Annotated in this window: 11 protein-coding genes; 6 read left to right on the top strand and 5 right to left on the bottom strand. The window is 39.9% G+C overall.

The features are described 5' to 3' along the window. Positions 1-3: 3 nt before the first annotated feature. Positions 4-408, bottom strand: a complete 405-nt coding sequence (locus tag ACIQXP_RS14830) for a hypothetical protein (RefSeq protein ID WP_293741352.1) — start codon at positions 406-408, stop codon at positions 4-6. Between the two features lie 67 nt (positions 409-475). Further along, a complete protein-coding gene (gene topA / locus ACIQXP_RS14825; protein WP_387505835.1) occupies positions 476-3,040 on the bottom strand; it encodes a type I DNA topoisomerase in 2,565 nt (854 codons plus the stop codon). 565 nt (positions 3,041-3,605) lie between these two features. Here topA and ACIQXP_RS14820 point away from each other — a divergent pair. After that, positions 3,606-4,118 (top strand): glutathione peroxidase, encoded by a 513-nt coding sequence (locus ACIQXP_RS14820; protein WP_387505834.1) that lies wholly within the window; start codon positions 3,606-3,608, stop codon positions 4,116-4,118. Between the two features lie 539 nt (positions 4,119-4,657). On the opposite strand, the gene ACIQXP_RS14815 is transcribed toward ACIQXP_RS14820, so the two are convergent. Then, positions 4,658-5,494, bottom strand: coding sequence for an MBL fold metallo-hydrolase (locus ACIQXP_RS14815; protein ID WP_387505833.1), 837 nt, complete (start codon positions 5,492-5,494; stop codon positions 4,658-4,660). 47 nt (positions 5,495-5,541) lie between these two features. Then, complete coding sequence (locus tag ACIQXP_RS14810; RefSeq protein WP_293741348.1) at positions 5,542-5,985, bottom strand: MarR family winged helix-turn-helix transcriptional regulator; 444 nt, start codon at positions 5,983-5,985, stop codon at positions 5,542-5,544. Positions 5,986-6,155: 170 nt separating this feature from the next. Between ACIQXP_RS14810 and ACIQXP_RS14805 the strand changes: the two genes are divergently transcribed. Then, entirely contained in the window at positions 6,156-7,385 is a 1,230-nt protein-coding gene (locus ACIQXP_RS14805) for an MFS transporter (protein ID WP_387505832.1), read from the top strand. 139 nt (positions 7,386-7,524) lie between these two features. Here the strand turns inward: ACIQXP_RS14805 and ACIQXP_RS14800 are convergent, their stop codons facing one another. After that, on the bottom strand, positions 7,525-8,541 hold the full coding sequence (locus ACIQXP_RS14800) for a LacI family DNA-binding transcriptional regulator (protein ID WP_293741371.1): 1,017 nt from the start codon (positions 8,539-8,541) through the stop codon (positions 7,525-7,527). A gap of 255 nt (positions 8,542-8,796) precedes the next feature. Between ACIQXP_RS14800 and ACIQXP_RS14795 the strand changes: the two genes are divergently transcribed. The 4 genes from ACIQXP_RS14795 (at position 8,797) to uxuA (ending at position 14,089) form a co-directional block, all read left to right on the top strand. Next, positions 8,797-10,626, top strand: a complete 1,830-nt coding sequence (locus ACIQXP_RS14795; RefSeq protein WP_167543437.1) for a glycoside hydrolase family 2 protein — start codon at positions 8,797-8,799, stop codon at positions 10,624-10,626. A gap of 126 nt (positions 10,627-10,752) precedes the next feature. After that, positions 10,753-11,925, top strand: coding sequence for a glycoside hydrolase family 88 protein (locus ACIQXP_RS14790; RefSeq protein ID WP_387505830.1), 1,173 nt, complete (start codon positions 10,753-10,755; stop codon positions 11,923-11,925). A gap of 99 nt (positions 11,926-12,024) precedes the next feature. Then, complete coding sequence (locus ACIQXP_RS14785) at positions 12,025-12,849, top strand: SDR family oxidoreductase (protein ID WP_387505829.1); 825 nt, start codon at positions 12,025-12,027, stop codon at positions 12,847-12,849. 76 nt (positions 12,850-12,925) lie between these two features. Further along, the gene (gene uxuA / locus ACIQXP_RS14780) at positions 12,926-14,089 is read left to right on the top strand and encodes a mannonate dehydratase (protein ID WP_293741344.1); all 1,164 of its coding nucleotides are present in this window, start codon (positions 12,926-12,928) and stop codon (positions 14,087-14,089) included. Positions 14,090-14,269: the final 180 nt, after the last annotated feature.

Raw genomic sequence — 14,269 nt, 5'->3', positions numbered from 1 at the left:
AAACTATTTAATCATCACCCCAGGCTTGTTAACCAAAGGTATTTTGATCAGGTTGGAATCGATAATGCTTTCAGGCAGAAATATAAATTTTTTATCGTAAATAGTACTGCCGATGTAATAACTTAACCAATATTCGTTGGTTAAGCCAAAAACTTCCGGATCGATGGCTTCTACTCCAGCAAAAGAATTGGCTTCCATATCGCCAATAAAGTGTCTTAACACGGAAGTTTTTACCTGCTTGCCGTCTTTTTCACCATAACCTTTAGAGCTGATCAATACATTGGTTAAGGTCTCGTTTTTAAGATTAACAAGATAAACCGTCCAGTTTTTTACTTCGGGTGTTTCACCCATTAAAACAACGGCCATGGCAATATCTTCAACTATATTTTCAGGTAAATCTGCTTTCAACTGGGTTAACTGTTTAATTATATAATTTATTTTGTATGAGAGAATCCTAAAATCATTTAATCCTGGTCTATTTTTTCTTTGCAACTGCCTTTTTTGCCGGTGCCGCTTTTTTCTTTGCCGGTGCTTTTTTCTTCGTTTCGAAAGCGTTTGGCACTTGTTCCACAATCATTTTCTTAACGGTTTCCAAATCGATATCGGCCAGTTCTTCCGGTGTATATTTTTGCTTGGTTGCCTCATTATTCCGTAATTTAAGCATCTGTTTACCAAAACGGATAAAAGGACCCCAACGGCCATTTTCAATAGAAATTTTTTCGGCATCCCAGGTTTTGATATACCTATTGGCCTCTTTTTCTACTTTTTTGCTAATTAAGGTATTGATATCCTCTTGGGTTAAATTATCAAAATCATATCCTTTTGCAGGGATATTGATAAAGAGATCGTTCCATTTAATAAAGGGACCAAAGCGGCCTTTTCCTTTTGTTACGCCTAAACCTTCGTAAAAAGCAATAGGTGCATCGGCATCCATTTTTTCTTTGATAATTTCAACCGCACGTTCATAAGTTACCGATAGCGGCTCTTCGTTTTTAGGAAGAGAAATAAAGCTTTCGCCCCATTTAACGTATGGACCAAAACGGCCAACCCCAACCATTACCTCTTTGCCTTCAAAATCAGGGAGCTGGAAAGGAAGTTTAAACAGTTCCAGCGCTTCCTCTAAAGTAATGGTTGCGACAGACTGCGTGCGCATTAAACTGGCATATCGAGGCTTTTCCTCATCATCCAATTCTCCGATCTGAACCAAAGGGCCAAATTTTCCAACCTTGGTATATACATTTTTGCCACTTGCCGGATCTACCCCCAATAATCGCTCGCCGGTGGCACGTTCTGCTGTTTCAAGTGTTGTTTCTACCTCACTATGAAAGGGGTTATAAAATGAGTGCAACATTTTGGTCCATTCCTGTAACCCCTGTGCAATCTCATCAAATTCTTTCTCCACCTTTGCTGTGAAGTTGAAGTCGACAATTCCTTTAAAATGCTCCACTAAAAAATCGTTTACTACTTCACCAATATCAGTTGGGAAGAGTTTTGATTTCTCAGCACCGGTAATTTCTGATTTAATTTCTTTTTTTACTTTTCCATCTGCTAAAACAATAGCCGTAAAATTGCGCTTTTTGCCATCTCTATCTTCTTTTACTACATAACCACGGTTTTGTACCGTAGAAATAGTTGGAGCGTAGGTAGATGGACGGCCAATGCCCAGTTCTTCCAGTTTTTTAACCAAGCTGGCCTCAGTATATCTGGCTGGCGGACGGGAATAACGCTCCGTGGCCTGCATTTCTTTTATAAATAATTCCTGCCCTTTTGCTAAAGGAGGTAAAATGGCACCACCTTCTTTTTCTTCGTTTTCATCATCGTCGGTAGATTCCAGGTAAACTTTTAAAAAGCCGTCGAACTTTAATACTTCACCTTCAGCTACCAGGTGTTCTTTTCTGGTTGATGCAGTAATCTGGGCTGTGGTTTTTTCGAATAATGCTTCGCTCATTTGCGATGCAATAGAACGTTTCCAGATCAGATCGTACAAACGCTTTTCTGAAATATCACCATCTACCGTATGTCTGTCGAAATAAGTAGGGCGGATGGCTTCGTGCGCTTCCTGTGCACCTGCCGATTTGGTTTTATATACCCTTGGCTGATGATATTTTTCGCCATAAGCTGATTTAATTTCGGCGGCAGCAGCATTAACAGCAGTTTCTGATAAGTTGACCGAATCTGTTCTCATGTAGGTAATCTTACCGGCCTCATATAATCTTTGCGCTACCTGCATGGTTCGTGCTACCGAAAAACCTAATTTTCTGGAGGCCTCTTGCTGTAGGGTAGAAGTGGTAAATGGAGCTGCAGGATTGCGTTTGGCAGGCTTTGTTTCCAAACTGGTGATATCGAATTTAGCATTTACACAGTCCTGAAGAAACTTTTCTGCCTCAGCCTCCTTTTCAAAACGCTGTGGAAGTTCTGCCTTTACCATTTCTTTTCCTTTTCCGGTTGAGAACTGAGCGGTAATTTTATAGGCAGCAGTAGCATTAAAGTTTAAAACTTCACGCTCTCTATCTACTATTAAACGTACCGCTACCGATTGTACACGGCCTGCAGAAAGTGATGGTTTTACTTTTTTCCATAACACCGGAGAAAGTTCGAAACCCACTAAACGATCTAACACACGGCGTGCCTGTTGAGCGTTTACCAGGTTATAATCAATTCCCCTCGGACTATCAATTGCTTTTAAAATGGCCGGTTTGGTAATTTCATGAAAAACGATACGTTTTGTTTTCTCCACTTTCAGGCCTAAAGTTTCGAATAAGTGCCACGAAATGGCCTCTCCCTCGCGGTCCTCATCGGATGCTAGCCATACCATTTCGGCTTCTTTAGCTAGCTTTTTTAATTCAGAAACCACGTTTTTCTTATCGGCAGGCACCTCATAGGTTTGGGCAAAATTATTCTTGATATCAATCGCCATATCACCTTTAACTAAATCACGGATATGGCCATAGCTAGATTTCACCAGGAAATCTTTACCTAGATAGCCTTCAATAGTTTTAGCTTTTGCGGGTGACTCGACGATTAATAAATTTTTGGCCATGAAATACGTTTTTGTGCAAATAAAGCTATAATTAGGGCACAAATCCAAACCCGATGAGAATTTAATACAAAAAAAATCTCAAATGTTGGTAAAATATATAGGATTATCAGGCGGTTTTAATCTGGTTTTAATTCTTTTTGAAAAGCAGTTTCGTTGGTGGGTAGCTAAGGCTTGCTCCCGCCTGTTGCTTCAAATCTGCAACCGCCATTCCCTGGTCTCCGGGTTATCCGCTTCACTGGTGTTTAGGTGGCCTGGCCTTTACTAATATTGCGGTTTTATCAGCTTTATGCCGAACTAGGATTGCAAAAGATCAATAACCTGTTATTAACTGGTTTGATAATAGCGGAACAGCCCTCTGCGCAGCGGGGAAATAAGCGGTAGCAAGACCAATTACTACACAAGACACCCGCACTTTCATTTCCACACTATTGATAATGTTCGATAATAAAATAGCTCGATAGTGGAAAGAATTTGACGGAATTGGAAGCGGATAAATTAATTTACATGCAAATCACACTTGTAAAAACTATTTGTGGCTATATTCGTATATAAAATTAAAAAAACGATGATCAGCACTATTCTAATCCTATTAAACTTATTGGTGTCGCCACCAAAAAATGTTTACGATTTCAGCTTCAAAACCATTGATGGCAAGGAAATTAAACTTTCTAAATTTAAAGGCAAAAAAATCTTGATTGTTAATACTGCATCTAAATGTGGTTTCACACCGCAGTATGAAGATTTAGAAAAACTTCAGAAACAGTATGGTAAAAAAGTAGTTCTAATCGGTTTCCCTGCAGGTAACTTTGGCGGTCAGGAATTTTCTACCAATGCAGAAATTAAAGAATTTTGTACCGGAAAGTACAATGTTTCCTTTTTGCTGGCCGAAAAAAGCAGCGTTAAAGGCAATGATATTAGTCCATTATTTAAATATTTAACATCTCAGACCAATACCGAAGAGCAGGGCGATATCAAATGGAATTTTGAGAAGTTCTTAATCAATGAAAAAGGTGAATTGGTACACCGTTTCCGTTCAAAAACAAAACCTACTGATGAGGCCCTTACCAAATACCTGTAAAGGATGAAAAATAGATGACGTAAAAGGGAAAGATTGATTTGATCTTTCGCTCAACAAATAATTAAAAGGTAAAGTGGTAAATAGCCATTTTGCCTTTTTTTGTTTATTAACCTAAGTTCAATTACTATTTGCAGCTTCTAGGTGAATATTTGCTTAAGCTGGTGGTCACCCTGATTCGATAACTGTCAGATTTATTTCAGGGGCTTAGCTGCAATTAAAAGCTGACCGCGAGGTAGCTAAAGGGCAATTGAAAACACTGTTTATACTTGTAAAATAAACTCAGCATGAAACCATGGCTAGCCTGGAATGTAACCGGTTAAAAAAAAGAAAGGGGCTTAAATCCATAAGCCCCAAATAAACCAAACAAACTATTTATGAAGTATATATATAACGCCTGCCCGGATAAAAAGTTTTTGAAAAAAATAAATTTATCGACGATTGATTGGTGTCTTATTATTGAATAGTGGTTTGACTATCTAAGATAGTCGAAAACCGTCTAATCATTTATAAAAAAGTGCAGTTGTTTTTGACTCGAGATGCTAAAACAGGTTGAGCTGTGCCGGTTGGTACAGACTTGGATCGAAAGAATAAGGTTCCTGCGTGTTTTGGCTATTGCAAACGTAATAAAGCTCCGTTTCTTCATGTCTTGAAGCTACCTTGATAAAAGTATCGCCTGCTACATTTTTGAAAAGTTTTTCCACAAGGGCTGCATCATTATTGTCTTTTGATAAATGGCTCAATAATAAGTGGCTCATGTAAGGCGCTTTATGGTTGATGAACAGTTCTAAAGCCTGCGCATTGCTGAGGTGTCCGTGGCCGTTTGTAATCCTTCGCTTCAAAAAATAAGGATAGCTACCGTTTTCCAGCATTTGTGCATCATAATTAGCCTCTAAAAAAGCGGCATGGCAATTTTTAAAATGTGCAATCAGGCGATCGCATACCGAGCCTATATCTGTAAAAACACCAACACGTACTTCGTTACATTCAATCGTAAAGCTGTAGGGATCGGCCGCATCGTGGAATTTAGAAAAAGCAGCAACCTTTAAACTGCCGATCTGAATATGTTGCTGGTGCCTAAGGGAAAAGGTGTTGTTCGCGTCGAGCAGAAGCCTGCTGTTTCTTAAAGTTGGTGTACTAATGTAAACGGGGAGTTTGTATTTTTTAGCAAAAACGGCTAAGCCCTTGATGTGATCGCTATGCTCGTGCGAGATAAAGATTGCTTTTACTTTACTTATAGACAGCCCCAAACGGTTCATGCGGATTTCAACCTCTTTGCAGGTCAGGCCAATATCAACCAAAACGGCCTCATGATCATTACCAATGTAGTAACAATTGCCATTGCTGCCCGAATTAATTGAGGTGAAATACAGTGCCATTTAAGGTTGCAAGATAAGGCTTATTTAGCGAACGGGAAAAAGAAAAACTATGTCTTTGCATCATTGTGTTCTACCAGTCGCGAAAGTAATGGCAAGAAAGCCTGTATCAAATTGATTTCTTCTGAAGAAAAGATTTTTTCCATGGTTTGAACCAGCCACTCTTCTTTTATCTTTCGGGTAGCAATAAGATGTTTTTCTCCAAGTTCGGTTAATCCGATAAAAACTTTTCGCTTATCTTCCTCGCTGGGGAATCGTGCTACACATTTGGCATCGAAAAGTCGGTTGATGATCTGAGAAACGGCCTGTTTAGACACCCTTTCCATGTCGGCCAGCTCCGTAGACAGCAATTTGCCATGTTGCTCCAATAGCGACATGGTTAATATTTCTGCATTGCTAAATTCTGAACTTACGTTCTGTTTGCGTAACGCCCTGGTTAAGCGGGTAACCGTGCTTCTTAACTTTGCAGCAATTTCTTGTGTTTGAGTTGGCATTCTATTGGTAAATATACTTTACAAAGATAGCGCTTTATTTTTAATCATAAATGGTGGTGGCTTTTTGTAATGTTTAATTTTTGATTTTAAAATGATAAAAATTGTATTTTTTGGCTTAAGTAATGTTTATGTATTTTGTAACTTTGTAAAGTTACTTTACTATTTTAATCATGAGTATTTTTCGTTCGTTAAGGCATTATAATTACAGGCTGTTCTTTACCGGTCAGGCCATTTCATTAATTGGTACATGGATGCAGCGTGTTGCCATTAGCTGGCTGGTTTACCGTTTAACAGGGTCAGCTTTTTTATTGGGATTGATTACTTTTTTAAGTTTAATTCCTTCTCTGGTGTTGGCGCCCTATGCAGGAAGTTATTTAGACAGGCACAATAAATATAAAATATTGGTGATTACCCAGGTAATTCTGATGTTGCAGGCTGGCGCCCTGGCGTTAATGATCTGGTTTAAAGTGTACGATATGTTCTGGATTGCAGCACTTTCGCTGGTTCAGGGCCTGGTAAATGCTTTTGATGTGACGGCACGCCAATCGTTAATGGTAAATTTAATTGATGATAAAGAAGATTTGCCCAATGCCATTGCGCTCAACTCTTCTATGTTTAATGCGGCCAGGCTAATTGGTCCGGCGCTGGCAGGAGTGATTTTAAGTACCTTAGGAGAGGATATCTGTTTTATCATCAATTTTATCAGTTTTATTGCTGTATTAGCTTGCATGGTGATGATGAAGCTTAAACTTACCGAGCATCAAAAGTCAACGGAAAATATATGGGTTGACCTTAAAAAAGGATATGATTACCTTAAATCATCGCCAGACCTGGCCGCCATGGTATTAACAATGGCTGCATCAAGTTTACTGGTTATCCCTTTTACCACTTTGTTACCCGTTTTTGCAAAAGATATTTTCAGCGGGAATGCTACAACATTTGGCTGGTTCGAAAGTGCTGCCGGATTTGGGGCGTTCTTCGGGGCCATTTATATGGCTACATTAAAAGCAGGTCAGAATCTGCAGAAAATCGTCATGTTGTCGGGTGTTTTGCTGGCTGTTTCCGTTGTGGCACTCGCTATATCGCCATCACTTATTCTCGCATTAGTTTGTACCAGTTTAGCTGCTCTGGGTTTGATGGCCCAAAATTCATCTATTAACACTTATTTGCAAACACATGCCGATGATGCAATGAGGGGAAGGACAATGAGTTACTATATTATGGCTTATCAGGGCGTGTTGCCAATTGGCAGCTTGTTGATGGGTTATCTGGCTCATCTTTTCGGTACGCAGGTAGTGGTTGCTTTTGAAGGAATTGCAGGGCTATTAATTGTTGCGGCATTTGTGTATAACGAGCGGCACAGAAGTCAAGTGAATAGCAGTGCAGTTTCGTTGAATTAGTATTTTTAAGTGGTGTTAGATGTTTCAATCTTACACTTTATAAATAGATCAGGTGTAAAATAAAGCAAAACCAGTCAGATGGTAACATCTGACAGCACAGAAGTTGCGAACAAAACGCAGAATGCCTGTCAACAAATGCTTACCCGTGCACCACTAACTTACAGTCCACCATCACTTTCTGATGGTTTTTCATATCGATTTCTTTATTGATTAACCGGAACAGGAGTTTAATGGCATTTTCACCTACCGATTCGGGATTTTCTTCAATCGAGGCGATAGGGGGCGAATCGAGGTAATTAATAAATGCATTGTTTCCAAAACCTATGCTTTCAATTTTATCAAAGTTAGGATGGTTTGATGATTTAAGGTATTTTATAGCATCAAAAAGAATAGGTTCTTTAAAAGCCACAAGTGCAGTGGGCATATCGTCTGGATCGGCAAATAAATTCTTAATTGCAGCGATGGTATTTTCCCTGTCAAAATCAGTATAAGCAACAAATTTTGCTGAAAAAGCGACATCATTATCTTTTAAGGCATGAATATAGCCATTAAAACGGTCGTGTGTAAAATTGGTCATCTTTGGGCCGCCCAGGTAGGCAATTTTGGTATGCCCCCTGTTGATCAAAAATTTGGTGGCCTCATAGCAACCCTGAAAAGTGTTGCCCAAAACCTTGTGGCAGCTTAAATTAAAGCTCGGGTTGCGTGTGTAATAAACTACCGGAATGCCCATATGTTCAAACTGATTAAGGTGTGCAAAATCCTGTGTTTGTTTCGAAATGGCTACAATCAAACCGTCAACACGACTCCTTAACAGCATATTTGCCGACTGTATCTCCTTTGCCAGCTCATCATGCGATTGACTGATGATCACATTGTATCCATTTTGTGTTGCTACTTGCTCTATGCCATCAATACTTCTGGTGAAAAAATGGTCTAAAAGGTTAGGCAGGACTACTCCAATAATACGTGATTTCTTTTCCTTTAAGTTGATGGCAGATTTATTGGGCGTAAAATGTAGCTCGCGGGCCATTTCCTGAACACGCTGCTTCGTGTATGCATTTATGGTGGGGTAATTATTAAGGGCTTTTGATACCGTAGAAACTGACATCTTTAACTTTTCAGCCAAGAATTTCAGGGTTATGGGTGTATTGTTCATCATCTTTTCCGATAGCTATGCATAATTAAGAAAAAATGCCATTATTTCAAACGTTTGAAATAGGGTTTCAATTTGTTTTTAGCCTGTTTTGGTTCACTTGAAATCAATTAATCTCTTTAGCTTTTCTAAATTCGTTGGTTCAATATAACCAGGCAAAAACATAATAATGCTCAAATTTAGGCCAGTCGAAGCGAAACCGTCCGCAATTAATTGTTAGTTTTGAAACGATCAATTAATCATATTAAAATTTAAGTTATGCTAAAAACAACCTATAGCGTATTTTTAATCTGCTTTTCGCTTCTTTCCTCATTCAGTTACGGTCAGGTTACGGCTATACAGAACATTAAGGGCCGGAAAATACAGAGTCTTAATGGGAAATGGAATTATATTATAGATCCGTACGAAAATGGTTATTACGATTATCGTCATGATCCTTTTGATCAGTCTAAAAGTGGATCAGGAGGTTTTTATGATGATAAAGTGCAGAAAGACAAATCAGAACTGATTGAATATGATTTTGACCATTCGCCACAAATGAACGTTCCCGGCGATTGGAATTCGCAGTCAGAAAAATTAGAACTTTACGAAGGTAATATCTGGCTGCGCAGAAAGTTTGAGGCAAAACCTGAAAAAGGAAAAAAATATTTCGTCTACTTTGGAGCGGTAAACTACGAAGCACATGTTTACCTTAACGGGAAAAAACTTGGCGTGCACAAAGGCGGTTTTACGCCATTCCAGTTTGATGTAACCAATACTTTAAAAACTGGCGAAAACTCCATTGTACTTAAGGTCGATAATATCCGCAGGCAGGATGAAATTCCAACCGTAAATACCGATTGGTGGAATTATGGTGGCATTACCCGAGATGTTTTTTTAGCTGAGTTTCCGGAGCATTTTATCAGTGATTACAAACTGCAGTTGGTAAAGGGAAATAATAACCTTTTAAATTTCTCGGCAAAACTGGCTGATGCAACCGCCGGTCAGGAAATTACGTTGTCCATCCCCGAACTTAAGCTTGAAAGGAAATATAAAACAGATAGTGAAGGTAAAATAGCTGACGAATTTATCTGGAACAATTTAAGTTTATGGTCGCCGGAAACACCGAAATTATATGAGGTAAATATTAAAAGTGATAAAGAAAATATCAATGATAAAATTGGTTTCAGAACCATTCAGGTCAACGGCGATAGCATTCTGCTGAACGGTAAATCTGTTTTTTTAAGAGGGATATCACTCCATGATGAGAATCCGCTTTTAGCCGGGCGTTTACGATCAGAAGGAGATATGCGTATGATGTTACAGTGGGCTAAAGACCTGAATTGTAATTATGTGCGATTAGCGCATTATCCGCATAATGAAGAGATGATCCGCCTTGCTGATGAAATGGGCTTACTGGTTTGGGCCGAAGTGCCTGTTTACTGGACCATCAGCTGGACCAACCCCGCAACCTATGCTAACGCCAAAAAGCAACTGACTGATTTAATTGTACGCGATAAAAACAGGGCAAGTGTAATTGTCTGGTCGATTGGGAATGAAACGCCGCTAAGCGATGCCCGTTTGAGTTTTATGAGCAATTTGGCTGAAGCTGCCCGGGCATTGGATGATACCCGTTTGATTGCCGCTGCTCTAGAGGTACACCGCGAAGGAAATAATATGGTATTAAATGATCCTCTGGGCGAAAAAATAGATCTGGTTAGTTTTAATGAATATGCTGGCTGGTACTCTGGCGGTAACCCATCCGAAATTGTCAAATACAATTTCGATATCAAATATAAAAAGCCGGTTGTGATTTCAGAATTCGGTGGTGGCGCTTTGGCTGGTTTCCATGCCGATGAAAATACCCGCTGGAGTGAAGAATACCAGGAGGCCTTATATAAAAACCAGATAACAATGTTGAGCAAAATCGGTGCCTTGCGCGGCATGACGCCATGGATCTTAACCGATTTCAGGTCGCCACGGAGACAGCACCCGATCTATCAGAATTTTTGGAACCGTAAAGGGTTGATCAGTGAAACAGGTCAGAAAAAGAAAGCATTTTTTGTGCTAAAAGATTTTTACGACCAAATGCAGGTTAAATACAAATAGAACAATAAATAGGTTAAGCAAAATGGTTTTCAGAAAAAGGACGTCAGGTAAAGTTACTTCAAAGAATAAAGTTTGGAAAGGTAACGCTCATTTGACTAGCCGTAACCAAATAAATCTGTTTATCATATGAAGACAAAATTAATCCTGGTAGGAATAAGTATATTGATTGTCAATATGGTAAGGGCACAGAAATTAGATGTAGCTAAAGCCTTTGCATCGGCAGCCCAACAAACCAATGTATTGATCAAAAATGTAGATTCAGCACGCCGCATCAGGCCTGATCTCGTTTCGCCACGTACGGTAGAAAACGGACAGTTTAAAATGGTGGGATCAGGAGACTGGACCAGCGGATTTTTCCCGGCTGAACTCTGGTATTTCTATCAATATACAAAGGACAAAAGATGGCTGCAATTGGCCAGAAAGTATACTGAAGACATCAGGCCGGAGCAGTTTAACAAAGGAACACACGATCTCGGTTTCATGATCTATTGCCCGTTTGGTAATGGCTACCGCTTAACAGGCGATCCGGCTTACAGAGCGGTAATTATCCAGGCCGCAAAATCCTTATCAACCAGGTTTAATGCTACGGCAGGCGTGATCAAATCGTGGGATCATAATGGCGATAAATGGAAATATCCGGTAATTATCGATAACATGATGAACCTTGAACTCTTGTTCGAAGCCACGAGGTTAACGGGCGATTCATCTTTTTACAAAATTGCGGTAACGCATGCCAATACCACTTTAAAAAACCATTTCAGACCTGATTTTAGTTCTTACCACGTTATCGATTACGATACCTTGACAGGTAAAGTGCTTCAGAAAGTAACGGCACAGGGTTATGCAAACGAATCCGCCTGGGCCAGAGGACAGGCATGGGCGTTATATGGTTATACCATGTGTTATCGCGAAACTAAAAATAGGATTTATTTAACTCAGGCCGATGGGATTGCAGATTTTATCCTGAACGATAAAATTACCCCTGTTGACGGAATTCCTTATTGGGATTACAATGATCCGAAAATCCCTGAAACATCAAGAGATGCATCTGCTGCTTCCATTACCGCTTCTGCACTTTATGAGCTGGCAAAGTACAGTGCCCACGCTAAAAAATATAAAGCGGCAGCCGATAAGATCTTAAACTCACTCACTACTAAATACACGGGTAAAATTGGTTCAAACTATGGTTTCATTTTAACCCATAGTACGGGGCATCGTCCGGCCAAGTCCGAAATAGATGTACCGATCAATTATGCCGATTATTATTATCTGGAAGCTTTGCTTAGAAGTAAAAAATAAAATCCAGTCGCGGCGGTGGTTGTTTGAGAGAATGATATATGCTTGTGCAGTATTGAAGAGATAGATCAGAATTGAATATAATATTATAAGACATTAAAGATGATAAAAGAAATTGGAGGCCTGTTCTCATTGGAAAATAAGGTAGTAGTTGTAACCGGGGCTACAGGTGTTTTGGGTGAGGCATTTGTTAATGGTTTGTGCTCAGCCGGAGCCACCATCGTGGTGATCGGGAGAAACGAAGAGGTGGCTAAACAAAGGGTAGCAGAGGTAATTGATACAGGCGGTAAAGCGATTTATATTATTGCCGATGTGCTGGATGAACAGCAACTGATAGATGCGAATACAACAATCATCAAAACATACGGGCGTATAGATGCATTGGTGAATGCAGCAGGTGGTAATATTGCCGAAGCAGTAATCCAGCCCGGAAGCGATATTTTTGACCTTAATATTTCAGCTCTGAAACAGGCATTTGACCTCAATTTATTCGGAACCATTTTGCCTACGCAGATTTTCGGAAGAGAAATCGCAAAAATTGGCGGAAGTATCGTCAATATTTCATCTGTTTCTGCTAATCAGGCCGTTACACGTGTATTGGGTTACTCACTGGCCAAAACTTCAATAGATTGTTTTACCAAATGGATGGCTGTTGAGCTGGCCAACCGTTACCAGGATAAAATCAGGATAAATTCCATTGTACCTGGCTTTTTTATCACCAATCAGAACAGGGCACTATTAACCAATAATGATGGTTCTTTAACCGCAAGGGGGCAGGCCATTATTGCAAAAACCCCATTTAAACGCTTTGGCGCACCCGAAGAGTTAATCGGAGCATTGGTATACCTGCTGAGTGACGCCGCTAAATTTGTGAACGGCGAAAATATTAAAGTAGATGGTGGTTTTACCGCATTCTCCGGCGTTTAAGGAATGGATTTAACCGTGAAAATTTTTAAAATCAGACTCATCAGTGCAATCATATAAATCAGTGTAATTATATATCATGAAAAAATTAGAACAAACCTGGCGTTGGTATGGCCCTAATGATCCGGTTAGCCTGCAAGATGTTAAACAGGCAGGCGCTACAGGAATTGTAACAGCATTACATCATATTCCGCATGGTGAAGTTTGGCCTTTGGAAGATATCCGGGAAAGAAAAGCCATTATTGAGGCTGCAGGTTTAACCTGGTCGGTAGTAGAAAGCGTTCCCGTACACGAAGCCATTAAAACCCGAAGGGCCGATGCCGGGCAGTATATCGAAAATTATAAAAGTTCTTTGCGCAACCTGTCGGCCTGCGGTATTAAGATCGTTTGTTATAATTTCATGCCGGTATTAGATTGGACGCGTACACAGCTCGATCTCGAAATGACTGATGGATCAAAGGCACTTTATTTCAACTGGATCGATCTGGCCATTTTTGATCTCTATATCTTAAAGCGCGAAGGGGCGGAGGCAGATTATTCAAAATCTGTTTTAGATCGGGCTGCCGCTAAATTTGCCAGTTTGACCGAACAGGCTCTGGTTGATCTCCGCATCAATGTGTTAATGGGCATCCCGAACGAAAAAGAAATTGAACTGGAAACCCTGCGCAACAGCATTAACGAATATAAAGCGATTGGAACACAGGGTTTAAAAGAGAATCTGAAGTTTTTCTTATCATCTATTGCAGGGGTTTGTACCGAAGAAGGTATCAAAATGACCATCCATCCGGATGATCCACCTTATGCCATTTTAGGCTTACCAAGAATAGCAAGTACACTCGAAGATTTTAATTACATTATTAAAGAAGTGGACCAGGCTTTTAACGGTGTTTGTTTTTGTACAGGTTCGTTAGGTGCCGGTATGGGGAATAATACCTTAGAAATTTTTAATGCGGTTAAAGAAAGGGTATATTTTGCACATTTGCGTAACGTCAAAAAAGATGAAGACGGCAGTTTTTACGAAGCCGATCATTTAGGTGGTGATGTAAATATGTACGAGATCATGAAAGCGCTCACCGCAGAAAACGCAATACGCGATCAGGCCATCCCTTTCCGCCCAGATCATGGGCACCAGATGTTGGATGACCTGGCCAAAGTAAGCAATCCGGGTTATTCGGCTATAGGGCGATTAAGAGGTCTTGCTGAACTCAGAGGATTAGAGATTGGTGTTACAGGAAACTATTAGTTGAGATCATTGTCGGGGCAGGAACAAAAGCTTGCCCCGACTTTTTAGTAAAGCAATTTCATCGGGTTGTTTATTTTCTTGTCATTCTGATAAGCGGAGTCGGAAGAATCTTTTTGTTTGCGTGCGTTTCCAAACGCGTGCGTTGTAGTTAAACGTATTGTATCGTTAACGGTTTTTTTT

The sequence above is a fragment of the Pedobacter suwonensis genome, from assembly GCF_044762335.1.
Lineage (GTDB): Bacteria > Bacteroidota > Bacteroidia > Sphingobacteriales > Sphingobacteriaceae > Pedobacter.
The sequence above is the reverse complement of the archived record's forward strand: the minus strand, read 5'-3'. Positions and strand labels throughout refer to the sequence as shown.